The sequence below is a fragment of the Actinomadura violacea genome, assembly GCF_017573465.1.
Classification (GTDB): domain Bacteria; phylum Actinomycetota; class Actinomycetes; order Streptosporangiales; family Streptosporangiaceae; genus Spirillospora; species Spirillospora violacea.
In genome coordinates this window covers 431,248-453,885 of sequence record NZ_JAGEPF010000001.1, presented here as the reverse complement: position 1 = coordinate 453,885, position 22,638 = coordinate 431,248, and the positions used below count along the sequence as shown (strand labels likewise).

Annotated in this window: 21 protein-coding genes; 5 read left to right on the top strand and 16 right to left on the bottom strand. The window is 72.2% G+C overall.

Annotated features, from left to right (window positions below; all coding sequences use genetic code 11):
• Positions 1-47: 47 nt before the first annotated feature.
• Together J4709_RS02210 and J4709_RS02205 are read right to left on the bottom strand one after the other, a co-directional pair.
• Entirely contained in the window at positions 48-1,574 is a 1,527-nt protein-coding gene (locus J4709_RS02210) for an alpha/beta hydrolase (protein ID WP_307800874.1), read from the bottom strand.
• 44 nt (positions 1,575-1,618) lie between these two features.
• Positions 1,619-2,371: a TetR/AcrR family transcriptional regulator gene (locus J4709_RS02205; protein WP_208236253.1), complete on the bottom strand. Its 753-nt coding sequence runs from the start codon at positions 2,369-2,371 to the stop codon at positions 1,619-1,621.
• A gap of 102 nt (positions 2,372-2,473) precedes the next feature.
• Here J4709_RS02205 and J4709_RS02200 point away from each other — a divergent pair, with 102 nt between their 5' ends.
• Positions 2,474-3,955 carry an MDR family MFS transporter gene (locus J4709_RS02200; RefSeq protein WP_208236251.1) on the top strand — a complete coding sequence of 494 codons (1,482 nt, stop codon included), beginning with the start codon at positions 2,474-2,476 and terminating at the stop codon, positions 3,953-3,955.
• A 259-nt stretch (positions 3,956-4,214) separates the two neighbouring features.
• On the opposite strand, the gene J4709_RS02195 is transcribed toward J4709_RS02200, so the two are convergent.
• The 5 genes from J4709_RS02195 to J4709_RS02175 all read right to left on the bottom strand — a co-directional run bounded on the left by J4709_RS02195 (position 4,215) and on the right by J4709_RS02175 (position 9,043).
• On the bottom strand, positions 4,215-4,670 hold the full coding sequence (locus tag J4709_RS02195) for a hypothetical protein (RefSeq protein WP_208236249.1): 456 nt from the start codon (positions 4,668-4,670) through the stop codon (positions 4,215-4,217).
• A gap of 16 nt (positions 4,671-4,686) precedes the next feature.
• On the bottom strand, positions 4,687-4,911 hold the full coding sequence (locus J4709_RS02190) for a hypothetical protein (protein WP_208236247.1): 225 nt from the start codon (positions 4,909-4,911) through the stop codon (positions 4,687-4,689).
• 777 nt (positions 4,912-5,688) lie between these two features.
• The gene (locus J4709_RS02185; RefSeq protein ID WP_208236245.1) at positions 5,689-6,978 is read right to left on the bottom strand and encodes an ABC transporter permease; all 1,290 of its coding nucleotides are present in this window, start codon (positions 6,976-6,978) and stop codon (positions 5,689-5,691) included.
• Positions 6,975-7,694: an ABC transporter ATP-binding protein gene (locus tag J4709_RS02180; protein ID WP_208236330.1), complete on the bottom strand. Its 720-nt coding sequence runs from the start codon at positions 7,692-7,694 to the stop codon at positions 6,975-6,977. Before J4709_RS02180 ends, J4709_RS02185 begins: the two co-directional genes overlap by 4 nt.
• 149 nt (positions 7,695-7,843) lie before the next feature.
• The gene (locus tag J4709_RS02175) at positions 7,844-9,043 is read right to left on the bottom strand and encodes an efflux RND transporter periplasmic adaptor subunit (protein ID WP_208236243.1); all 1,200 of its coding nucleotides are present in this window, start codon (positions 9,041-9,043) and stop codon (positions 7,844-7,846) included.
• Positions 9,044-9,313: 270 nt separating this feature from the next.
• Here J4709_RS02175 and J4709_RS02170 point away from each other — a divergent pair, with 270 nt between their 5' ends.
• The 3 genes from J4709_RS02170 (at position 9,314) to J4709_RS02160 (ending at position 12,505) form a co-directional block, all read left to right on the top strand.
• A complete protein-coding gene (locus J4709_RS02170) occupies positions 9,314-10,066 on the top strand; it encodes a DUF427 domain-containing protein (RefSeq protein ID WP_208236241.1) in 753 nt (250 codons plus the stop codon).
• A gap of 222 nt (positions 10,067-10,288) precedes the next feature.
• Positions 10,289-11,374, top strand: coding sequence for a ferredoxin reductase (locus tag J4709_RS02165; protein ID WP_208236240.1), 1,086 nt, complete (start codon positions 10,289-10,291; stop codon positions 11,372-11,374).
• 12 nt (positions 11,375-11,386) lie between these two features.
• Complete coding sequence (locus J4709_RS02160) at positions 11,387-12,505, top strand: fatty acid desaturase family protein (RefSeq protein WP_208236238.1); 1,119 nt, start codon at positions 11,387-11,389, stop codon at positions 12,503-12,505.
• A gap of 8 nt (positions 12,506-12,513) precedes the next feature.
• Here the strand turns inward: J4709_RS02160 and J4709_RS02155 are convergent, their stop codons facing one another.
• Entirely contained in the window at positions 12,514-13,335 is an 822-nt protein-coding gene (locus J4709_RS02155) for a GNAT family N-acetyltransferase (protein WP_208236236.1), read from the bottom strand.
• Between the two features lie 152 nt (positions 13,336-13,487).
• On the opposite strand from J4709_RS02155, the gene J4709_RS02150 reads away from it, so the two are divergent.
• Positions 13,488-14,918, top strand: coding sequence for an MFS transporter (locus J4709_RS02150; protein WP_208236234.1), 1,431 nt, complete (start codon positions 13,488-13,490; stop codon positions 14,916-14,918).
• A 17-nt stretch (positions 14,919-14,935) separates the two neighbouring features.
• Here the strand turns inward: J4709_RS02150 and J4709_RS02145 are convergent, their stop codons facing one another.
• From J4709_RS02145 to J4709_RS02110, 8 genes are all read right to left on the bottom strand, one after another.
• On the bottom strand, positions 14,936-15,763 hold the full coding sequence (locus J4709_RS02145) for a PSP1 domain-containing protein (RefSeq protein WP_208236328.1): 828 nt from the start codon (positions 15,761-15,763) through the stop codon (positions 14,936-14,938).
• A 64-nt stretch (positions 15,764-15,827) separates the two neighbouring features.
• The gene (locus tag J4709_RS02140) at positions 15,828-16,862 is read right to left on the bottom strand and encodes a hypothetical protein (RefSeq protein ID WP_307800872.1); all 1,035 of its coding nucleotides are present in this window, start codon (positions 16,860-16,862) and stop codon (positions 15,828-15,830) included.
• Positions 16,863-16,993: 131 nt separating this feature from the next.
• Complete coding sequence (locus J4709_RS02135; RefSeq protein ID WP_208236232.1) at positions 16,994-17,845, bottom strand: fructosamine kinase family protein; 852 nt, start codon at positions 17,843-17,845, stop codon at positions 16,994-16,996.
• A gap of 1 nt (position 17,846) precedes the next feature.
• The gene (locus J4709_RS02130) at positions 17,847-18,326 is read right to left on the bottom strand and encodes a low molecular weight protein-tyrosine-phosphatase (protein WP_208236230.1); all 480 of its coding nucleotides are present in this window, start codon (positions 18,324-18,326) and stop codon (positions 17,847-17,849) included.
• 19 nt (positions 18,327-18,345) lie between these two features.
• The gene (locus tag J4709_RS55370; RefSeq protein WP_208236228.1) at positions 18,346-18,906 is read right to left on the bottom strand and encodes a permease-like cell division protein FtsX; all 561 of its coding nucleotides are present in this window, start codon (positions 18,904-18,906) and stop codon (positions 18,346-18,348) included.
• Positions 18,903-19,451 (bottom strand): SigE family RNA polymerase sigma factor, encoded by a 549-nt coding sequence (locus J4709_RS02120; RefSeq protein ID WP_208236227.1) that lies wholly within the window; start codon positions 19,449-19,451, stop codon positions 18,903-18,905. Before J4709_RS02120 ends, J4709_RS55370 begins: the two co-directional genes overlap by 4 nt.
• Positions 19,452-19,574: 123 nt before the next feature.
• Positions 19,575-21,281 (bottom strand): S8 family peptidase, encoded by a 1,707-nt coding sequence (locus tag J4709_RS02115; RefSeq protein ID WP_208236225.1) that lies wholly within the window; start codon positions 21,279-21,281, stop codon positions 19,575-19,577.
• Positions 21,282-21,481: 200 nt separating this feature from the next.
• A complete protein-coding gene (locus tag J4709_RS02110; protein ID WP_208236223.1) occupies positions 21,482-22,624 on the bottom strand; it encodes a DNA polymerase III subunit delta' in 1,143 nt (380 codons plus the stop codon).
• Positions 22,625-22,638: the final 14 nt, after the last annotated feature.

Here is a 22,638-nt window from a genome sequence, read left to right as displayed (position 1 = left end):
GGTCCGCAGGGGTGGATGTGCACCGGTTAATCGGCGGCACGGCTCGGTCAGTGGCAGAGGGTCCCGTCCTTCGGCGGTTCCGTGGTGAGCAGGTACTTGTCGGTGGCCTGGGTGATGCAGGCGTTGCCCTGCAGGTAGGCGGTGTGGCCGTCGCCGTCCAGGGAGAGCAGGACGCCGGAGTCGAGCTGCTTGGCCAGGCTCTGCGCCCACTTGTACGGGGTGGCGGGGTCGCGGAGGGTGCCGATGACGACGATGGGCTTGGCGCCCTTGGCGTGCACGGCCTGGGGCTGCTGCTTGGGCTGGACAGGCCAGTAGATGCAGGGCAGCCCGCCCCAGACGACGAAGGAGCCGAAATTGGGGGCTTCCTTCTTGGCCTGGTCGGCGGCCTTGCCGTAGGCGGCGAGGTTCGGCGGGTTGGGCTTGTCGATGCAGTTGACGGCCATGTTGGCGTCCGTCTGGTTGCTGTAGGTGCCGTTGGGCTTGCGCTCGACCATCTGGTCGGCGAGCGCCAGAAGGAGGGTCCCGTCACCCTTCTGCATGGCCTGCGTGAGGGCCTGGCGCAGGAGGGGCCAGTAGTCCTTGAGGTACAGGGCGGTGGCGATGCCCATGACGGCGAGGGACTCGGTGACCTTCCGCGAGTCGCGCGTGTTGGCCAGCGGGGTCTTGTCGGTCTTGGCCATGAAGGAGGCGAGGTTCTTCTCGGCCACGCTCGTGGAGGTCCCCAGAGGGCAGCCGGCCGACTTCACGCAATCCTTCGCGAAGGCACGGAAGGCCGTCTCGAACCCCTTGGACTGCTCCACCAGGGTGCCGATCGCGGACTCCTTCGGGTCCACGGCGCCGTCCAGCACGAGGGCACGGACGTTCTTCGGGAACTCCTCCGCGTAGATGGCGCCGAGGTAGGTGCCGTAGGACGCGCCGTAGTAGGTGAACTTGGAGTCGCCTACGGCGGCGCGAAGGATGTCCATGTCGTGGGCGGCGTCCTTGGTGCCCACATAAGGGAGCTCTGCGGACGCCTTGGCCTTGCAGTTGCTCGCGAACTCCTTGCTCAGCGCCGCGAAGGCGTTGACCTCCTGCTGGTCGTCCGGCGAGGTGTCGGCGGCGAAGAACTTGTCGAGCTGGGGTCCGGTGTTGCAGCGGACCGGATCGCTGGCGCCCACACCCCGGGGGTCGAAGCCGACGATGTCGAAGCGCTTACGCAGGTCGGCCCCGAAGCTCTGGGCGGCCTGGCGGACGAAGTCGACGCCGGAGCCGCCCGGGCCGCCCGGGTTGGTGAACAGCGAACCGATACGCGCGGACTTGTCCTGGGCGGGAAGCCGGATCATCGAGATCCCGACCTTCTCGCCGGACGGCTTGGCGTAGTCGAGCGGGACCTGGGCGGTGGCGCACTCGAACCCGCCGCCGCAGCTCTTCCAGGACAGCTTCTGGCCGTAGAAGGCGCCGAGCCCGGACGCGGCGGTGGCCGGCGACGTGGCGGCCGTCGCCTCCTTGCCCCCACCGCCGTCCCCACCGCTGCAGCCGGTCGCCGCCGCCAGCGTCGCCACCATGGCCACGCCGATGAATCTCGCTGCCCGCACCTGGTCCCCGTCTCGTCGTAGCGGCACGTACCCCGGCGCCTACGCTACGTCGGAGGACTGGCCGAGGGCCACTTCCCTCGATGGCCGTGTTCGATCCCGTCGAGCAGCCATTTGAGGCCGAGGTCGAAGTCCTCCTGGCTGAAGAGACCCGCGTCGAGGACCGAGTTCAGGTGCGGGAAATCCCCGCTTTCCAGAAGCTTGCGGACATAAGCCTGCTCCAGCACGCTCGGGCGCACCTCGCCCGTGGGGGTCGTCCCCATCTCGCGCAGCCGCTGTTCGCGCAGAACGAAACCGAGCATGTAGTGGTCGACGGTCGTGACGATCGCCAGCATCTCCTTGGGATCGTCGGTGAGCCGCGCCGCGGCGGCCATCGACTGCTCGGCGTGCCGCAGCCCGTTCGGCCCGACGCGCGGCGAACGGCCGGCCAACTCGAACATCCAGGGATGCCGGAGGCCGGCGGCGCGCTCCTTCCGCATGATCTCGACCATCGCGGCGCGCCAGTCGTCCGGGAGCCCGTCCTCGACCAGGACCTCCTCGGCGACCACGTCGTACATCAGGTCGAGGAGGTCCTCCTTCGCCTCGATGTGCGTGTAGAGGCTCATGGCGCGCACGCCGAGCTCGCTCGCGACGCGGCGGATGGAGACGGCCTCCAGGCCCTCGGCGTCGGCGATCTCGATCGCCTTGCCGACGATCGCCTCGCGCGTCAGCTTCGGGCGCCGGCCTCCGCGCGGCCGTGCCCAGACGTCGTTGGGCCGGGCCCGTTCGCGCCGCTCGGGCGGCTCGCTGCTCTCTGCCACGTCAAAGATCCTAACCGATACGGCGTATCGATACGGTGTACAGATGGCGCGAGACGATGTACGGTGATGGCGATACGGCGTACGGAAACGGGAGGATGGATCTTGATCGCGACTCAGAAGGCACCCCCGGCAGGGGTGGAAACGGGCATCGACCCGCGGCTGCGCAACCTGGCGATCGTCGTCGTGCTCGGCGTGATCATGACGGTGCTCGACAGCACGATCGTCAACGTCGCGCTCACCGCGCTCGGCAAGGACTTCGGCACCTCGCTGTCGACCATCCAGTGGGTCGTGACGGGCTACACGCTGGCGCTTTCCATGGCGATCCCGATGACCGGCTGGTCGGTGCGGCGGTTCGGCGCCCGGACGATGTGGCTGGTGTCGCTCGGCCTGTTCATCGGCGGCTCGCTGCTGTGCGGGCTGGCCTGGTCGGTGCCGTCGCTCATCGTGTTCCGGGTCCTGCAGGGCCTCGGCGGCGGCATGCTGATGCCCGTCGGCCAGACGATGCTCGTCCGGGAGGCCGGCCCGAGCCGGATGGGACGGGTCATGAGCATCGTCTCGGTGCCCGCGATGCTCGCCCCGGTGCTCGGCCCGCTGCTCGGCGGCGCCATCGTCGACCATCTGAGCTGGCGCTGGATGTTCTACGTCAACATCCCGCTGTGCGCCGCGGCGCTGCTGGCGGCCGTCCGGATGCTCCCGCACGACACCGAACGCGACCCCAGCGCGCGGCTCGACGTCACGGGCATCCTCCTCCTGTCGCCGGGGCTGGCCGCCCTCGTGTACGGACTGTCGGAGGCGGGGAACGGTGCCAGCCTCACCGGCGCCCGGTTCCTCACCAGCGTCATCGCCGGCGCCGGACTCGTGGTCGCCTTCGCGGTGCACGCGCTCCGCAAGCGAGAGGGAGCGCTCATCGAGCTGCGCCTCCTGCGCACGCGCGCCTTCACCACGTCCACCGGCGGATTCTTCCTCTACAGCGCGTCCGTGTTCGGGCTGATGATCCTCATCCCGCTGTTCGCCAGGATCGTCCGCGGCGAGTCCGCGCTGGACTCGGGCTGGCTGCTCGCCCCGATGGGCGTCGGCGCCATGATCACGATGATGGTGACCGGACGGCTGGTCGACCGGTTCGGCGGACGCTGGATCGCCGCCGGCGGCGTGGCGATCGTCCTGGCCGGCACCCTGGTGCTGACCACGCTCGACCCCACGACGGGACGGGCCGTGATCATGGGCGCGATGTTCGTCATCGGCTTCGGGCACGGGATGATCGCCCCGTCCCTGATGGCGGCGAGCTACCTGGGCCTCCCCCGCGAGGCCGTCGCCGCGGCGACCACCGGCGCGAACATCCTGATCCGCGTGGGCAGCTCGTTCGGAACCGCGGTCATGGCCGTCGTCCTGCAGATCGCCATCCGCCACGAGATCCCCGGCGCGAGCGGCAACCTCGGTGAGGCCGCATCCCACCACACCCCCCACACGCCGGCGCTGCTCACCAACGCCTTCACCGAGACCTTCTGGTGGACGGCGGCGATCCTCATGGCGGCGCTCCTGCCTGTCCTGGCCGTCCCGGGGAAAACGAAATCAGCGGAGTCGTGATGCCGCACCTGTTGTTCGGAGCACGGCCATGCGCCACGACCCGGCGCTCATGGCGCGACGCCGACCGTCCCCGCACCGGATCCACGCCTTGCAGCAGGTGGGGCGGTGGGGCCCGCGGAGGTGGACGGGCCCCACCGGGCGCGCATCGCCACCGGGGATTGCGAGCGCGCGTCTCGAACGGCAGGCCCGTCGGTGCGGAACCTACCTGGCACCGGTGACCTGCCACTGCAGCGACGGCACCGGGGCACGAACACGCTGGTCAGGAGGCAGGGGCGCCGTTATTCTGGCCCCCGTTCGGGTTGCCGCCTGGTGGGCCGCCCTGGCCTCCCCGACCACGCTGCGGAGCCAGGGAGGCGCAGGCCTGCATGGCCTTCTGCTGCGCGGCCGAACGCGTCGGACGGTCGGTGGGACGACCGGACGGTGCACCGCTGGGACGCCACGACGGCCGCGCGCCACCCCCGGGCCCACCGGACGGCGCGCCGCTCGGACGGCCTGACGGCGCGCCGCTCGGACGGTTGCCGCGGTCCGGCACCTTGACGCCCTGCTTCTCCATGCAGGCACGGAACGCCGACATCTGGTCCGTGCCGGCGGCCTTGCTGGAAGCGGCGTTCGCCTTGCCGTCGCTGCCTCCTCCGCAGGCCGCGGAGAGCAGCAGCGTCCCGGTGACGGCGAGCCCGCCGGCCAACCGGCCCACGCTGGCCTTGTTCATCGTCATCGTCTCCTATCGGTGGTCAACGGCCGGCGCCCTGGTTGACGGTCGTCGCGGACACCGAGCCGTCCTTGCCGGTGGTGCCGCGCACGATGACCGTGGCGCCGGAGCCGAGGTCGCGGAGCTTGCCGTCCTTGGTGACGCTGATCTTCGTGGTGCCGGTCGTCTTGACCTTGACGGTCTTGCCGTCCGAGGTGCGCAGATAGAGGGTGTCGCCGACGACCTTGGTGACGGTGCCGACCGTCATGCCTCCGCCCGCACCCGCACCCGCGCCGAAGCCGCCCCCGAAGCCACCGGGGGCACCGGTTCCGCCGCGGCCGCCCTGCTCCGTGCCCGTCCCGTCGCCACCCGGCCGGCCGGCGAAGGCACCGCCGTAACCGCTGGGGGCGCGTCCCCCCGTCCGGCCGTAACCGCCTGCCGCGGCGGGGCCACCGCCCGGCGAACCGGAGTCGTCGGACGTCCACTTCTGCGCCTGAACACCCCCGAGGAAACCGACAACGAGGAGGAGCCCTGCACCCAAGTAGACGGTCGGTCCCCGCAGGGATCGCCGCGATGGACTCGCCGCCAGCTCGGCATCGAGGTCACCGTCGAACGGAGAGCTCGCCAGCAGTTCGGCGTCGCCCACCGGCCTCTCGGATGCCGCTGCGCTGCCGGCTTCCGACTTCCACCCCGATTCCTGTAGCGGCACCGAGCCTCCCTCCAACGCCGCACCGTGCCCCGGCACCGCGCCCGCCCTCTCCTCCGCGACCTGCCCCGACGCCAAGCCCTGCCAGGACCCCGGGTCTTGCCGTGGGTTTGTGGTTGCCCAGGGGCGGGGGGTTTCTGGGTCTGGCGTGGTGGGGTCGTGGTCTCGGGTGCTCATCCGTGCCTCCTCTCCGTCGACGCGCTGCGCGGCTTGGGCGTGGTGCAGGGGCGGGGTTGTGGGGCCTGCCGTTGAGGGGGCGCCTGGCGGAGCGGGGTCGGGCGGAAGGATGTGCCGGGCTGGCCTGCGGCGTCTGCGGGGCATGGGCGGTTCCTTGGACGGTCACTCATGGCGGAGGGCCTCGATCGGGCGGAGCTTGGCGGCGCGGTTGGCCGGATAGCTGCCGAAGAACAGGCCGATCGCCACCGAGACGGCCAAGGCGAGGACGATCGACGACGGGACCAGGACGGGTTTGACGCCGACGATCGTGAAGAGGCTGCCGGCGACGCCCGCGACGACGCCGAGGACGCCGCCGATGAGGGACAGGACGGTCGCCTCGGCGATGAACTGGCCGAGGATCGCGCCGCGCGGCGCGCCGATGGCCTTGCGGATGCCGATCTCGCGGGTCCGCTCGGTGACGGTGACCAGCATGATGTTGGTGATGCCGATGCCGCCGACGAGCAGGCTGATCGCGGCGACCGCGCCGAGCAGGACCGTGAAGGTCTTGTTCGACTCGCTGACCGCGGACTGCACGCTTGCCTGGCTGGAGACGGTGAAGTCGGCGGTCCCGGACGAGGCGACGTCGTGCCGCTGGCCGAGTATCTGGGTGACCTCGGCCTGCGCGGAGTCGACGGCGCCGGAGTCCTTGGCCTGGACGATGATCTGGTCGAGGGCGCCGTAGCCGGTGAGCGACTCCTGGACGGCGGACAGCGGCGCGATCGCGATGCTGTCGGGGTCGGAGAAGCTGGAAGAGGACGAGCCGGTCGCCTTGAGGACGCCGACGACGGTGAAGCGGATGCCGCCGACGTCGATCTTCCTGCCGAGGGGGCTGACGCGTCCGAACAGGTCGGAAGCGGTGGTGCTGCCGAGGACGACGGTCTTGTTCGCGGCGGTGACGTCGGCGGTGGTGAAGGAGGTGCCGGACGCGAGGGTCTTGTTGGCCGCGGCGAAGTAGGCGGGGGTGGTGCCGACGAACTGGTTGATGGTCGCGCTGGTGCCTTCGTAGCCGGCGGTGACGGACTGGCTGGTCACGACCGGGGAGGCGCTCTTGACGGACGGGGCGTCGGTCGCGCTCACGAGGGCCGCGGCGTCCTGGGTGGTGAGGTCGTGCGCCTGGGTGCGGGGCCCCGAACCCGAACCGGACCCGCCGCTACCGAAACCGCCCGGGAAGCCTCCTCCGCCGAAGCCGCCGCGCCCGCCGCCGCCTCCGGTGGTGGTCTTGGTGACGGTGAGGGAGTCGGCGCCGAGCCGCTGGATGCTCTTCTTGATCTGCTCGGACGAGCCGTTGCCGACCGCGACGAGCAGGATGACGGCGCCGACGCCGATGAGGATGCCGAGGGTGGTGAGGGAGCTGCGCAGCTTGTTGGCGGACAGGCCGCGCAGCGCGAACCGCAGGATCTCCAGGGGGCTCACCGGGCGCCCTCCGTGGTCCAGGACGCGGCGGGCGGCGGGCCGGCGACGGGGGCGCGGCGGACGTCGTCGACGACCCGGCCGTCGACGAGCCGGACGACGCGTTTGGCGTGCGCGGCGACGTCGTCCTCGTGGGTGATGACGACGATGGTGCGGCGGGCGAGGCTGAGCCGGTCGAAGACGGCGAGGACGTCGGCGGTGGAGCCGCTGTCGAGGGCGCCGGTGGGTTCGTCGGCGAGGAGCAGGGTCGGGGAGGTGACGAGGGCGCGGGCGATGGCGACGCGCTGCTGCTGCCCGCCGGACAGCTCGTTGGGCTCGTGCCGGGTGCGGTCGGCGAGGCCGACCTCGCGGAGCGCGGCGAGGGCGCGGCGGCGGCGTTCGGGGCCTTTGACGCCGCCGTAGGCGAGCGGGAGTTCGACGTTGGCCTGCGCGGTCATCCGCGGGATGAGGTTGAAGGACTGGAAGACGAACCCGATCCGGCGGTTGCGCAGGATGGCGAGGCGGCGCTCGTCGAGGGCGCCGACGTCGATGCCGTCGAGGAGGTAGCGGCCGCCGCTCGGCACGTCCAGGCAGCCGATGATGTTCATCAGGGTGGACTTGCCGGACCCGGACGCGCCCATGATCGCGACGTAGTCGCCGGGTTCGACGGTGAGGGAGACGCCGCGCAGCGCGTGCACGGCGGTGTCGCCCTCCCCGTAGACCTTGCTGACGTCGCGGATGCCGAGGACGGGCCGGGGTGCGGAGGCGAGCGCGGGTGCGGCGGCGAGCGCGGGTCCGAGGGCGGGTCCGGGGGCGTCCGGCCGCGGGGCGAGTCCGGGGGCGTCCGGCCGCGGGGTGGGTCCGAGGGCGTCCGGCCGCGGGGTGGGGGTCACCTGCGGCCTCCGCCGCCGCCCGGTCCGCCGCCGCCGAAGCCGCCGCCGGGGGCGCCGCCTCCGGGGAAGCCGCCGCGCTGGGTGGTGCCGCTCGACCCGGTGCTCGTGGAGGTCACGACGACCTGGTCGCCCTCGTCGAGCCCGGAAGTGATCTCGGTGCCCTGGTCGCCCTTCACGCCCGTCTCGACGGTGACGGTGGTCTGCTTGCCGTTGCGGACGACGGTGACGGTGCTCTGCCCGCCGGCGGTCTTCACGGCCGCGGTCGGCACGTAGAGGACGTCGTCGGCGGACGCGGTGGTGATCTCGACGGTGGCGGTCTGGCCGAGCCGGACGCCGGACGGGACCTTCGTCAGCGAGATCGTCGCCGGGAACTTCACCACGTTGTCGGTGGTGGTCGGGGACAGCCCGATCGAGGTGATCTTGCCGGTGGCGGTCTTGCCGGTGAGGGCGTCGAAGGAGATGGAGGCGGTCTGGCCGACCTTGAGCTTGGTGGTGTCGGCCTCGGTGAAGTCGCCTTCGATCTGCAGGTGCCTGGTGTCGACGAGTTCCATGAACCCGGACCCGGACGAGGACGACGACCCCGAAGACGAGGAGGAGGACGACGAACCGGACCCGCCGCCGCCCGACGTCCCCGCACCGGACGTCCCGGAAGCGGCGCCGGAGCCCGACGAGGACGACCCGGATCCGCCGGAACTGCCGCCGACGCTTCCGTTGACGGCGGTGATGGTCCCTGCGAACGGTGCCTTGAGGACGGTGCCCTGGTAGGTGCGAAGCGCGGTGCTGTAGGCGTTCTTCACCTGCAGGTAGCTGGCGTAGCCCTTGGCGGAGGTGGTGTCGCCGCCTTCGGCGGCCTCCAGGTTGGCCTTGGCCACGTCGATGTTCTCGAGCGCCTCGGTCTGGTCGAGCCGGGCGAGGACGGCGCCGGCGACGACCTTCTGGCCCGCCTTGGCGTAGATCTTGGCGACCATGCCGGACGTGCCGAACGACAGGTCGCGGCTGCGCGCGCTCTCCACCGAGCCGGACGCCGACACCGACGCCGACACCGTGCCGCGCTCCACCCGCGTGACGCGGGTGGCCGCCGAGGCGCCGTCACCTCCGTCGCCGAGGGTGAGGTATGCGGTGCCGGCCCCGGCCACCAGCAGCACGCCGAGGGTGCCGTTGATGAGCGTGGTCCGGCGTTGGAACGGCCATTTCATGCGAGAAGGCTCTTGGCCGCGCATGGGGCTCGCGTGAGGCGGATATGAGAATTGGATGAGAGAGCCGGGACCGGTGTGACAGGACGGGCTCATGTGGGCAGGTACAAGGGTCGCCTGGCCGCGTTGCCATCCGCGTCGCCGGTCCGCGTCGCCGGTCCGCGTCGCCGGTCCGCGTCGCCGGTCCGCGTCGCCGGTCCGCGTCGCCATGCCGAGTGAGCGGCGGCCGCATGCGGCCGAAATAGGGGCGTCGCAGGGGCGGTTGGCCCAGTCATGAGTGCAGCGAAGGAGCGGACCCGCGTCCGCATCGAGCAAGGCGGCAAGCGCGTCCGGGCGTACCTCGGCGGCAACCTGGTGGCGGACACGACGGCGCCGGTGCTCGTGTGGGAGATCCCCTACTACCCGACCTACTACTTTCCGGCGGCGGACGTGCGGGCCGAGCTCGTCGAGGAGGGCCCGGGCAAGCACTCGCCGAGCCGGGGTGACGCGACGGCGTACACGGTGAAGGTGGACGGTGCGGAGGCGCCCGGGGCGGCGCTCCGCTATCCGGAGTCGCCGGTCGAGGAGCTGCGGGGGCTCGTCCGGCTGGAGTGGGGCGCGATGGACGCCTGGTTCGAGGAGGACGAGGAGGTGTTCGTCCATCCGCGCAACCCGTACACGCGGGTGGACGTGCTGGCGAGTTCCCGGCGTGTGCGTGTGGAGGTGGACGGCGTGACGGTGGCGGAGTCGTCCAGCCCCAGGTTGCTGTTCGAGACGGGTCTTCCGGTGCGGTACTACCTGCCGAAGACGCATGTCCGGATGGATTTGCTAGAGCACACCGACACTGTCACCCACTGCCCGTACAAGGGCACGGCGGAGTACTGGTCGGTGCGGGCGAACGGCGAGGTTCACGAGGATCTCGCGTGGTCGTACCGGACGCCGCTGGAGGAGTCCCGGAAGGTGGCCGGGCTGGTGTGCTTCTACAGCGAGAAGGTCGACATCTTCGTCGACGGGGTGCTTCAGGAGCGGCCGAAGTCGCGTTTCTGAGCCGGGCGGTCCGGGGCGCCTCTCGTCTCCCGACTAAGGAGGGTTAGCGGCCAGCCCAAATCCGGGCACCGAAGTTGTCACCAGGCATTACACCGTCGGATGGAACATCATGCGATGGTGTGATGCCTGTCGCTTTCGCCCGGCAGGACTTGCGACCTCCCTACGGCTACGTAACCGTAGGTTACTCAAGCGTAAGTTAAGAGCGCCGACGGGGAGGCACCCTTGACCCCTGCACTCTCGGCGCGGCCGGCGGGACCCGGCCGCGGCCGCCGGCTCGCCGCCGCCGCGAGGCTGCTGACCACGCCGCTCCTGCCGGAGGACTACCTCGGCCTGCTCAACCCGCTGTGGTCCACCGCCGAGCCGCGCGGCCGCGTCGAGGCGGTGCGGCACGAGGCGCCCGCCGCCGCGACCCTGCTGATCAGGCCCGGGACGGCCTGGCGCGGCCACCGCCCCGGCCAGTGGGTGAAGGTCGGCGTGGACATCGGCGGCGTCCGGCACTGGCGCACGTTCTCGCTGTCGTCACCGCCCCGCCCGGACGGCCGCATCACGATCACGGTCAAGGCGGGGCCGGACGGCCTGGTGTCCGCGCACCTCGTGCACCGGATCCGGCCGGGCGCGATCGTCCGGCTGGGCGAGGCGGACGGCGACTTCACGCTGCCGGCGCCGGTGCCGTCCAGGCTGCTGTTCGTCACCGCGGGCAGCGGGATCACGCCGGTCATGGCGATGCTCCGGCACCTCGCCGCGGCAGGCGAGGCGCCCGACGTCACGCTCGTCCACTCCGACCGGCACGCCGGCGACGTCATCTTCGGCGGCGAGCTGCGCCGGATGCCCAGGATCCGGCTGCACGAGCGGCACACGTCCACGGGCGGCCGCCTCACCCCGTCCGACCTGGCGGAGCTCTGCCCCGACTGGACGGAACGGGACGCCTGGGCCTGCGGGCCGTCCGGCATGCTCGACGACCTCGCCGCGCACTGGCGCGCCGAAGGAATCGAGGACCGGCTGCGCGTCGAGCGGTTCCGTCCCGCGCTGGCGGCGGGCACGGGAGGCGGCGAGGGCGGGCGCGTCCGGTTCACCGAGAGCGGCGTCGAGACCGACGCCGACGGGAACACGCCGCTCCTGGACGCCGGCGAGCGCGCCGGCGCGCTGCTGCCGAGCGGCTGCCGGATGGGCATCTGCCACAGCTGCGTCGGCCGCCTGCGCTCCGGCCGGGTCCGCGACCTGCGCACCGGCGAGGTGCACGGCGAGGAGGGCCAGATCGTGCAGACGTGCGTCTCGGCCGCCGCCGGCCCCGTCGACATCGAACTCTGAAAGGGACCGACGATGCCCGCAACGACCGACCACCTCACCCCCGCCGACTACGCCGCGATCGCCCGCGAGCTGGACGCGCTGCGCGACGAGGTCACCGCCGACCTCGGCGAGCGCGACGCGGACTACATCCACCGGGTGATCCGCTGGCAGCGCGGCCTGGAGATCGGCGGCCGCGCGCTGCTGATGGCGTCCGCGCTGCCGCCCGCCTGGGTCGCCGGGACCGCGACGCTCGCCGTCGCGAAGATCCTGGAGAACATGGAGATCGGGCACAACGTCATGCACGGCCAGTGGGACTGGATGCGCGATCCGAAGATCCACTCGACGACGTGGGAGTGGGACAACGTCTCCCCCGCCGAGCAGTGGAAGCACTCGCACAACTTCGTCCACCACACCTTCACCAACGTCCTCGGCAAGGACAACGACGTCGGCTACGGCATCCTGCGCGTCGCGCCCGAGCAGCCGTGGAGCTGGGCGAACGTCCCGCAGCCGATCTACAACGCGCTGCTGGCGATGTTCTTCGAGTACGGCGTCGCGCTGCACGACCTGGAGATCGACAGGATCCGCGAGGGCACCCACGACGAGGAGGTGACGAAGGCGAAGCTGCGCGCGATCGGCCGCAAGGTGCGCCGCCAGTGGGGCAAGGACTACCTGGCGTTCCCGCTGCTCAGCGGCCCGCAGTTCCTGTCCACGCTGGCCGCGAACTTCACCGCGAACGCCGCCCGCAACGTCTGGGCCCACATGATCATCTTCTGCGGGCACTTCCCCGGCGACGTCGACGTGTTCGAGGAGGACTACCCGCTCGACGCGGAGACGAAGGGCGAGTGGTACGTCCGGCAGCTGCTCGGCTCCGCCAACATCACCGGCGGCCCGCTGTTCCACCTCATGACCGGCAACCTCAGCCACCAGGTCGAGCACCACCTGTTCCCGGACATCCCCAGCAACCGGTACGCCGAGATCGCCCCGCGCGTCCGCGACCTGTGCGCCCGCTACGGCCTGCCGTACCACACCGGGTCGCTGTCGAAGCAGGTCACGAGCACCTGGAAGAAGATCTTCCGGTACGCCCTCCCGGGCGGCGCCGCCAAGCCGAAGCCGGCTCCGAAGCCGCCGGCCCGCGAACCCGTCGCCGCCTGAGCGGACCCCTAGCCGAGGGCTTGGGCGACCGGCAGGAAGAGCCGCGCGGGGTCGTTCGCGATCGGCTCGCCGTACTCCATGATCGTGGTGGAGAAGAACGGGGTCAGCCCGCGCTTGTCCGCCCACTCGACCAGTTCCGGGTGCCGGTGGTCGATGTCGAGGCGCACCGGACCGCGCGGGACGATCTCGTCCACCAGCGTCAGGGCGGCCTCGGCGTCGCGGGCCACGACCGGACCGACGAGGGCCCGCCCGTCGTTCCACCAGACGCCCCCGAAACCCACCAGACCGGACTCGTCGCGGACGACGTGGAAGGCCGAGCAGAACGTCGGGAGCCCTTCGACGACCTGGAAGCGGTCCGCACCGAAGACCTCGGTGTCGAGCTCGTGGACGGCGGCCATGTCCGCGGACGTAGCGGGCCTGGACGCACCTTGCCGGAACGGCCCGTCGACCACGCCCGTGTACGTCGTGCATGACCCGACCGAGCGGAACCCCAGACGCTCGTACAGCGGACGGCCCATCTCGGTGGCGGTCAGGCAGAGGCTCGCCGTCCCCGCCTCGTCCATCGCATGCCGCATGATGCGGCCGCCTAGACCGCGCCGCTCGTAACGCTTGGCGACCAGCACCATGCTGATGGCCGCGACGTCCTTGCCGTACGGGGTCGACACCACTGTGGCGGCGAGGTCGCCGTTCCCGTCGTCGATGCCGTAGACGTCGCCGACCGAGAAGAGGAACCGCCACTTGTGGTCCTCTTCGCCCCACTCGCGGTCTTCGGCGAGCCGCTGGCACGCGGGAAGGTCGTCGATCGAGAGCCGCCGCACGGGTGAGTCCATGAGAGGCGAACCTAGGTCGGTGACCGCCCTGCTCACAAGCGAATTACACCGCCCCTCGCAGGCCGCATTACCCCTCACGTCATCGACCCGATGACCGGGCCCGGGAGATCGTCATGGTGCACGCACCGAGACGAACGAACCGGGGAGATCCCTTGTCCACCACCGCTACACCGCGAGCGGGCAGGCGGCCGCAGGACGGCGCGCCGGCGCACGCCGCGCCCGCCGGCGGCCTGCTGGTCCTGCTCGTCGGCATCTTCATCACCACGCTCGACTTCTTCATCGTCAACGTCGCGATCCCCGACATCCAGGGCGACCTGCACGCGGGCGCCGCCGCCACGCAGTGGGTCGTCGCCGGGTTCGGGCTGGCGCTCGGCGGCGGGCTGATCACCGGCGGGCGGCTCGGCGACCTGGTCGGGCGCCGCCGGATGTACGCCGCCGGGCTCGCCGCGTTCACCGCCGCATCCCTCGCCTGCGGCCTCGCCCCGACGGCCGGGACGCTGATCGCGGCCCGGGTCGCGCAGGGCGTCGCGGCGGCGCTGCTGATGCCGCAGGTGCTCGGCATCATCAACGGCGCGTTCGAGGGCGCGGCGCGGGTCCGCGCGTTCACCGCCTACGGCCTGACCATGGGCTTCGGAGGCGTGTTCGGGCAGCTCATCGGCGGTGCGCTGATCCAGGCGGACGTCCTCGGCAGCGGCTGGCGGAGCATCTTCCTGATCAACGTCCCGATCGGCGCGGGCACCCTCGCGCTCGTCCGCCGGACGGTCCCGGCGACCCCCGCCGCGCGCGGCACCCGGCTCGACCTCGCCGGGACGGCCCTGGTCACGCTCGGTCTCGTCGCGCTCGTCCTGCCGCTGATCGAGGGGCGCCGGCTCGGCTGGCCCGCCTGGACGTGGTTCTCGTTCGCCGGCTCGGCCGTGCTGCTCGCCGCGTTCGCGCTGTGGCAGCGGCGCGGCACCGCGCCGCTGATCGCTCCGGCGCTGTTCCGGCAGCGGGCGTTCACCGTCGGCATCGGCATCGCCTTCGCCTACCAGCTCGCCATGGCGTCGTTCTTCCTCTACCTGGCCCTCTACCTGCAGCAGGGACGCGGCCTCAGCGCGCTGCAGTCGGGTCTGCTGTTCACCGCCCTCGGCGCCGGATACTTCGCCGCGTCGACCCGCGCCGCCGCGGCCGCCGCCCGGATCGGCCGGCAGGTCCTCGCGCTCGGCGCCGCCGTGCAGGCGGCCGGCTGCCTGCTGCTGATCGACGGTGTCGCGCAGGACGGCGGCGTCGCCTGGCTGATCCCCGGCCTCGCGCTCGCCGGCGCGGGCATGGGCCTCGTCCTCGCGCCGATGTCGGCGCTCGTCCTGGCCGGGGTCGGCGAGCGGCACGCGGCGTCGGCGGCGGGCGTCCTGTCGACGTTCCAGCAGGTCGGCGGCGCGGTCGGGGTCGCGGTCGTCGGGATCGCGTTCTACACCGTCCTCGGCGGGCGCCCGGTCCCGGCGGACGTGGCGGACGCCTTCCAGGTGGCGCTCGTCCCGATCATCGCCTTCTGCGCCGCCACCGCCGCCCTGGCCCAGCTCCTCCCGAGGCCGGCCCGCTCATGACCCGCCCGCCGGAGGCGTCAGGCGGGGTCGTCGCCGGGGTTGTAGTGGGCGTCGTGCTGCCGGCGGGGGGAGCAGACGGAGGCGGACGGGCAGGAGCAGCGGCGCGACCCGACCTTGACCGTGATGCGGTCGCCGGGAACGTTGTAGCCGATGACCTGGCCGTCCCCCTCCGGCGTCGAGACCTTCGCGCCGAGGCGCGGCGCCTTCTCCTTGAACTCGGTGTAGAGCGGGTGCTCGTACTTCAGGCAGCACATGAGGCGGCCGCAGGCGCCCGCGATGCGCAGCGGGTTGACGGGCAGGTCCTGCTCCTTCGCCATCCGGACGGAGACGGGCTCGAAGTCCTTGAGGAAGGTGGCGCAGCACAGGTCGCGGCCGCAGGGGCCGATGCCGCCCTGCAGCCGGGCCTCGTCGCGGGGGCCGACCTGGCGGAGCTCGACGCGGGCCTTGATGTTGCGGGCGAGGTCGCGGACCAGGGCGCGGAAGTCGACCCGGTGCGGGGCTGTGAAGTAGATCTTGAAGACGTTGTCGGTGTCGAGGTAGTCGACGCCGATGACCTTCATGGGCAGGTCGTGCCGGCGGATGAGGCGCTTGGCGATCGAGCGGCCCTCGGCGCGGCGGCGGCGGTTGGTCTCGTCGCGTTCGAGGTGCTCGCCGGTGGCGGGGCCGGCGCATTCGGGGAGGCCGCCGATGTCGTCGGAGACCCACTGCGGCGCCCAGACGCATTCGGCGACCTCGGGGCCCGAGTCGGTCGGGACGAGGACCTTGTCGCCCACCTTCGGCGTGTGCGGACCCGGGTCGAGGTAGTAGAGCCGGCCGTAACGGGTGAAGCTGACGGCCATCACCATGCCCACGGTTTCGCTCCGTTCGCCCGGTTCTGTCCGTCCACTGTACGGCGGACGCGGGCGGAGATCACCAGGCCGCGTCGGCGAGATCCGCGGCGGTGATCGTGCCGGCCCCCTCGGCGTACAGGCGCCCGTCGCTGCCGGAGATCAGCAGCTTGCCCTCCTTGCCCCTGTCGAGGCCGGTGATGCTGCCGTTCAGCCGCTGCCTCCAGACGACCTTGGTGGGCCGGCCGGTCTGCGCCGAGTACGCCTGGACGGACGCGACGGAACGCTCCACGACCCCCGCGACGACGGTCTTCCCGTCGCGGGTGACGACCGCGCTGGTCGTGCCCTTGGGCAGGGCGGTGACGGCCTTGCTGGCCTTGAGGTCGCCCGAGGCGCCCCTGGTGTCCAGCAGGCGGAACTCGTGCCGGACCGCGGTGTACCTGCCCGCGACGCGCCGGACGGGGTTCCACACGAACGCGAGGGTGTCACCGGCCCATGAGAGGCTGCTGACGCGGGCGGGGAAGCGGGTCGTCCACGTCTTGCGCGCGCCGGTGCGGGCGGAGACGACGTCGATGCGGGCGCGGGTCCCCTTGTAGGTGACGTAGGCGATGCGGTCGCCGTCGGGGGCCGCCGCGAGGTCCGACCATGCCGTCGAGACGCCGGGGACCGCCGCCCCGGGGATCTCGGTGAGCGACGCGGGCCGCCCGTCGGCGCCGAGCTTCAGCCGCTCGAACGTGACCTTCCCGGCGCCGTAGGACGCGACGACGAACGAGTCGCCGCTGCCCGCGACGCGCTGGAAGCGGCGTCCGTCCGGGGCGGCGACGGGCAGCCCGACGGCGGCGCCGCTGCGGGCGTCGCGGACGGTCAGCGCGCCGCCGGCGCGGGTGACGCCGACGACGGCACGCGGCGCGGGCGGCGCGCTCTTGGCCGCGGCGGCCTCCGCGTCGTGCTCCTTGTGCGCGGCCCGCTGGTGCCGGTGGACCAGGTCGACGCTGCCGCCGGCGAACAGCGCCGCGGCCGCGGCGACGCTGACCGGCACCGCGGTCCGCCACACCTCCCGGAACCGGATCCCGCTTCCGCCCTCGTCGTTCCCGCCGTCCATGGGGTCGCTCCGCACCGCCTCTCCGCTGCTCGGCATTTGATATACCGCGCGGCATTCGCCCGTGCTTGGGGAGTTATCACTTCGAGTCCGAGCCTTGTACCGCGGGGTGCGACGACCCTAGTGGATGGCCGAACCGGTCCGTGCGGTCAGCCCAGGGCGGAGCGGGCCGCGTCCACCAGGGACGCCCGGTACGACGCGCCGAACAGCGCCACGTGCACCAGCAGCGGATGCAGCTGGTGCAGCGGGACGCGGTCGCGCCGGCCGGCGGCGAGCGGCGCCGCCTCGTCGTAGGCGGCGAGGATCCGGTCCAGGTGGGGCGTCCCGAACAGAGCCATCATCGCCAGGTCCGTCTCCCGGTGGCCGCCGTGCGCCGCCGGGTCGATCAGCATGGCCCGGCCGTCCGTCCACTGGACGTTCCCGGACCACAGGTCGCCGTGCACGCGGCTCGGCGGCTCCGGCGGCCCGGCGAGATCCTCGATCTCCGCCATGACCCGCTCGACGAGCCGGACGTCGTCCGCCGACAGGTCCCGCTCGGCCCGGCGCAGGAACGGTTCGAGGCGCCGCTCGGCGTACCAGCGGGGCCAGCCCCGGTCGTCGAGCGTGTTGTCCAGCGGCAGGTCGGCGATGTACCCGTCCCAGGGCGCGCCGTAGGCGTCCGGACGGGCTCCGGTGTGCAGGGCGGCCAGCTCCCGTCCGAAGCGTTCGGCGGCCTCCGGCGTGGGCGAGGCGGACGGCAGCCACGGCAGGACGAGCAGGTGGTCGTCGGCGGCGAGGACGTCCGGGACGGGCGCGCCGGGCCCCGCCTCCCCCAGCCAGCGCAGCCCGGCCGCCTCCGCCGCGAACACGCCCGCCTGGTCGGACGCGGCCTTCACGAACACCTCGCGGCCGTCGGCGAGGGCCGCGCGGTGCAGCGTCCACGCGTGGCTGGAGCCGAGGCCGGAGACCGACTCGACCGGGCTTCCGAGCAGCCGCCCGAGGCGTTCCCGCAGGCCGGGCACGTCAGGCGGCTTTCAGACCGGCCCGGATCTCCTCCAGCAGACCCGGGATCGCCGCCTCGACCTGCTCCAGCACCAGGTCGAAGTCGGCGCGGCCGCCGTAGTACGGGTCGGGGACGTCCAGGTCGCTGCCCGCCTCCGGGTCGAACTCGCGCAGCAGCCGGATCCGCGCCCGCGCCTCGTCGTCCGGCGCCATCGACCGCAGCGCCCGCCGGTGGCCCTCGTCCAAAGCCAGGATCAGGTCGTAGTGGTCGAACCAGGGCTCCTCGAACTGGCGGGCGATGTGCGCCGACCGGTACCCGGCGCGGTCCAGCGCCGCGACCGTCCGCTCGTCGGCGCCGTCGCCCACATGCCAGTTGCCGGTGCCGGAGCTGTCGACCTCGACGTCCAGGCCCTCGTCCTCCACATGGTGGCGCAGGATCGCCTCCGCCATCGGCGAGCGGCAGATGTTCCCCGTGCACACGAAAGTGACTCGGTACGGCATCCACCCATCATGCCCCAGGTCAGCGCCCTTCGATCACGACGGTGTCGACCCCCGGCCGCCCGAGGTAGAACTGCATGAACGCTTTGACGTCCGCACGGCCGACCGTGGCGATGAACATCGGAGGAATCGACTCCGGTGAGGTCGTCGGCAGCGCCGGCGGCCTCGTGTTCTTGAACCGTGCCCTGAACTGCTCCCAGTGCCGCTCCTTCGTGACGTAGACGACGTCGCGCACCCGGCGGTCGGTGTCCAGCGACGCGTTGAGATCCGCCTTCTGGCGCTCGGTCACGTCCCTGCCCGCGCAGTTGTCGTTACGGTTCTGGCGGGTGCACAGGAACAGCGCCACCCGCACCCCGGTGCTCGCGGCGACCGGCCGCCGGTCCTTGTGGCCGGACGGCAGCACGCCTCCCGCGACGGCGCCTCCGGCGATGACCGCGGCGGCTGCCGCGGCGGCGATCAGCACCGGCCGCCGGGCCCCGGCACGGCGGCGTTCGGTGAAGCGCGGCGGCGGGACGTCCTCGGGGCTCACGGTGTCGCCCACGGACCGCAGCGCGTCCACCAGGCGTTCTTCGGTCGTGTTCACTGCTCTCCCTCCAGGATCCGGCCGAGCGCGGCGAGCGCCCGGGACGTGGTCGACTTGACGGTGCCGGGGCTGACCCCCATCGCGGCGGCGATCTCCTCGACGGACAGGTCGGCGAAGAACCGCAGCACCAGGGCCTCGCGCTGGCGGCCCGGGAGCCGGTGCAGCGCGTCCATGACCTCGCGGCGCTCCTCGCCGACCATCGCCGCGGCCTCCGCGGACCACACCGCCGGCGCGTGCACGGCCCGCAGCGGCCTGCGGCGGCGGCGCAGCGCCGTCCGGGACCCGTTCATGACCGCCGACCGCACGTACGTCAGCGCCTTGTCGCGGTCGCGCAGGCGGGGCCATCGCTTGTACAGGCCCGCGAACGCGTCCTGCACGATGTCCTCGGCCGTGCCGCGGTCGCCCACCATCACCAGGGCGAGCCGCATCAGGCCGAGAGCGTGGCCCCGGTACAGCTCCGTGACCGCGTCCGCCGCGTCGCCGGACGCCGCGCGCGCGGGGGCCGCTGGACGTTCCCGTTCGGGGAGCACCGTTTCAGTCTCCATGTCCCAGAGACGTCGCCGGGCCGCCCGGGTTGCTTCGAGCGGCCGATCTGTTTCAGCGGCCTCCGCCGGGCATGGGCGCGGCCCCCGGCCGGGAGGGACCGGGGGCCGCGTGCCGGAAGGCGGTTACCGCTGGACGGCGTGGAGCGCGTCCACGATGCCGGCGCCGAAGAACCCGTTCTTCCCCTTCGTCCCCTCGCAGGTCTGCGTGGAGGTGTGCTTCACCCAGGTGCCGTTGGTCTGCGTGTACCAGACGTAGTCGACGGTGCTCGGGCTCGGGCAGTCCTTCGGGGTGGCGCTGCCGCGCAGCTTCCACTCGACGAAGTCCGGGTCGAGGGTGAGGCCGCCGGTGCGGCCGTCGCGGTGCCCGAACCTGCTGATGATCAGCGCGGCGACGCCCACCGCGTGCGGGGACGCCATCGACGTGCCCTGCAGCGACTGGTAGTAGGCGCAGGTCTTGCCCTTGCAGCTGCGGATCACGTACGACACCTTCGGCGTGCCGTCCGCGTTCAGCTCGCCGCGCTCCTTGGCGAGGCGCTCGGGGTAGGCGGCCCAGATGCCGCCGCGGTCGTCGGGCCGCTGGGCGGCGTTGTCGACCTTGTCGCCGCCGGGGGCGGCCACCGCGACGTACCCGTTGCCGAAGCTGCTGTAGTACGACTTGCGGGTGCTCGGCCCGGTCGCCGAGATCGGGATGACGTGCTTGCCCTCGGACGGCATCGACTGGCAGCTCGCCGGGATCGTCCGCTCGTACGGCTTCTCGCCCGGGTAGGACGGGAAGTCCGGGCTGCTGTCGTCGACGTTGGTCTTGGTGTAGTCGACGAAGTCGTTGCCGGCCGCGGAGATCAGGGTGACGCCGTGCCGGTGCGCGAAGTCGAGCGCCCGCTGCGTCGCCTGGATGATGGTGCGCTGCTCGAGCTGGTCCTCCGGCTTGTCCGCCGGGTTATTGGCACAATTCCACAGCCACGGGTCGATGTAGTAGCTCATGTTGACGACGTCGATGCCGTTCTTCGCGGCATAGGTGAGGCCGTCGATGGTCGGCTGCAGATAGAACTGCCCGGAGTCCTGGCCGACGCGCAGATTGACCAGCGTGACGTTCGGTGCGACGCCCGCCATTCCGAGGCCGTTGCGCGGGGACGCGATCTCGGACGCGACGTGCGTTCCGTGGTCGTTGTCGTCCCAGTCGACCGGGTCCACGCACGACTTGAACTCGCACGGCCCGTCCAGCACGTTGCCATCCGCGTCGTAGGGGACGTCGTGCGTGAAGTTCCGGCTCAGTTTCCGGTCGAAGTTCGGCTTGATGTCGGGGTGGTTCCCGTCGACGCCGGTGTCGAGGATGCCGACGAGGACCTTCTTGGAACCGGGCTCGGCCTTGTACGACCCGTTCGCCGTCGCGTGGATCTGCTTCATGTCCCACTGCAGGTCGGCGAGGGGTTCGGTGTGCTTGGACGGCTTGCCCTTCACCGTCACCCGGCCCTGCGTGCCGGCGGTCTTCTCGACCTTCGCGGCGGCCTTCTTCTCCTTAGGGGCCTCGCCGATGACGCGGTTGTGCGCGGCGCCGTCCAGGGCGCCCTGCCGCATCACCGCCTGGACGAACCCGGGGTTCTTCGACCGGACGGTGGCGACGCCGACATCGGCGTTCTCCTCGACGATCGAGCCGCCGGCGGCCTTCACCGCGTCATGGGCCTTGCCGAGGGAAACGCCGTCCTTGTAGAGGACGACGTACTCCGACGCCGCGCCTTTCGCCGGCTGTTGAGCCGGTGACGCGGACGCTGGAATCGCGAGCGCCGCCGTGGTGGCGACGGCGCACGCGGCGGAAATCAAGGCTCGCCGCAAAGCAGACCTCCTGGCCATGGGGGGAACGCGCCCGTTTTCGGCGTGCTATGGCCAGCAGACGGTACGGGTGCGTCTGTTGAGAGACGCGTACGGAGCTGTAACGAAAAGGGGCGATTTGTGTTAATCCCAGACGCGCCGTCGAATAGCGGGCCTCGACCCCGCGGTCCGGCGGGCGCTCGGCCCTGCGGTCCGATGGGCGCTCAGCCGGTGCGGAGCGCGAGCGTGAGCGCCTCGAACGCCAGCGTCGGGTTGACGTTGGCCGCGAGCCGCTCCCGGCAGTCCATGATCGCGTCGAGGCGGCGCAGGGTGTCCTCCGGGCGGCCCCCCGACGCCGCCGTCCGCAGCTCCGGCCCGAGCTCGATGTTCACCAGCTCGCTGCCCGCGCCGAGCTGGATCGTCAGCACGTCCCGGTAGTAGGAGGCGAGGTCGAGCAGCGTGCGGTCCAGCGCGTCGCGCAGCAGCCGCGTCGACCGCGACTTCTGCCGGTCCTCCAGATCCTTCAGGGCGCCCGCCGTACCGCGCGGCATGCGGCCCTTCTCGCTCTCCCCCAGCGCCTTGCGCAGCGCGGACGTCTCCGCCTCGTTCAGCTGCGACGTCTGCGCTTCCATCTCCGCCTTCGCGGCCTTCACCAGCGTCTCCGCCGCCGCGACCGCCGGGCTCACCCCGGTCAGCCGGCGCGGCACCGCCACGACCTGCTCGCGGACGCGGCGCATCGCCGGGTCCGAGGCGAGCAGCCGCGCCCGGCTGATGTGCCCCTGCGCGGCCCGCGCGACGATCTCCGCGGTCTCCCGGTCGACGCCGTCGCGCTGGACGAGCATGTCCGCGACCGCCGCGATCGGCGGCGTCTGCAGCGTCACCTGCCGGCACCGCGACCTGATCGTCACGAGCAGGTCCTCCGCCGACGGCGTGCACAGCAGCCACACCGTCCGCGCCGGCGGCTCCTCGATGGCCTTCAGCAGCGCGTTCGCCGCGCCCTCGGTGGCGCGGTCGGCGTCCTCGAACAGCACGATCTGCCAGCCGTGCCCGCTCGGCGACGACGACGCCCGCAGCACCAGCGCGCGGGCGTCCTTGATCCCGAACGACAGCCCCTGCGGGCGGACGACCTCCACGTCCGCGTGGGTGCCCTGCAGGACCTGGTGGCAGGACGCGCAGTGCCCGCACCCGCGCGGCGTCTCGGTGCACTGCAGCGCCGCCGCGAACGCCCGCGCCGCGGTGACCCGCCCGGACCCGGGCGGCCCGGTGAACAGCCAGGCGTGCGCCATGCCGCCGCCGGTCCCCGCGGCCGTCGACGACAGCTGCTCGACGACCGGCGCCTGCCCCACCAGGTCATCCCACACGCTCATGGGACAAGGCTAAG

Bases quoted from the DNA above. Each gene is read 5' to 3' on its own strand.
- J4709_RS02120 (WP_208236227.1), bottom strand. From the start codon at position 19,451: ATGGAGACTGAAACGGTGCTCCCCGAACGGGAACGTCCAGCGGCCCCC.
- J4709_RS02130 (WP_208236230.1), bottom strand. From the start codon at position 18,326: ATGCCGTACCGAGTCACTTTCGTGTGCACGGGGAACATCTGCCGCTCG.
- J4709_RS02110 (WP_208236223.1), bottom strand. From the start codon at position 22,624: ATGAGCGTGTGGGATGACCTGGTGGGGCAGGCGCCGGTCGTCGAGCAG.
- J4709_RS02190 (WP_208236247.1), bottom strand. From the start codon at position 4,911: ATGACGGTCGGCACCGTCACCAAGGTCGTCGGCGACACCCTCTATCTG.
- J4709_RS02145 (WP_208236328.1), bottom strand. From the start codon at position 15,763: ATGGTGATGGCCGTCAGCTTCACCCGTTACGGCCGGCTCTACTACCTC.
- J4709_RS02160 (WP_208236238.1), top strand. From the start codon at position 11,387: ATGCCCGCAACGACCGACCACCTCACCCCCGCCGACTACGCCGCGATC.
- J4709_RS02155 (WP_208236236.1), bottom strand. From the start codon at position 13,335: ATGGACTCACCCGTGCGGCGGCTCTCGATCGACGACCTTCCCGCGTGC.
- J4709_RS02195 (WP_208236249.1), bottom strand. From the start codon at position 4,670: ATGACGATGAACAAGGCCAGCGTGGGCCGGTTGGCCGGCGGGCTCGCC.
- J4709_RS02170 (WP_208236241.1), top strand. From the start codon at position 9,314: ATGAGTGCAGCGAAGGAGCGGACCCGCGTCCGCATCGAGCAAGGCGGC.
- J4709_RS02175 (WP_208236243.1), bottom strand. From the start codon at position 9,043: ATGAAATGGCCGTTCCAACGCCGGACCACGCTCATCAACGGCACCCTC.